1 protein-coding gene is annotated in these 242 nt (G+C 68.6%); it reads left to right on the top strand.

Annotated features, from left to right (window positions below):
• The coding region (locus QSV36_RS23010; protein ID WP_289134778.1) for an Ig-like domain-containing protein at positions 1 to 242 on the top strand (242 nt) is incomplete at both ends.

The raw sequence follows: 242 nt of genomic DNA, 5'->3' as shown, positions 1-242 counted from the left end.
GGCGAGACGACCCAGGTCACCATCACCTTCAGCGAAGCGGTGAACGGCCTCGACCTGGCCGACCTCAGCGCGCAGAACGGCACCCTGGCCAACCTGGCCAGCAGCGACGGCGGCATCACCTGGACCGCGACCTTTACCCCGGCGCTGGCGGTGCAGGATGCCAGCAACGTCATCAGCCTGAACAACAGCGGCATCGCCGACCTGGCCGGCAACGTCGGCACCGGCACCACCCAGTCGGCCAA

It is taken from the genome of Pseudomonas sp. BCRC 81390 (genome assembly GCF_030341915.1).
GTDB lineage: Bacteria > Pseudomonadota > Gammaproteobacteria > Pseudomonadales > Pseudomonadaceae > Aquipseudomonas.
Note: the sequence above shows the minus strand (reverse complement) of the source record. Positions and strands in the feature narration are given on the sequence as shown.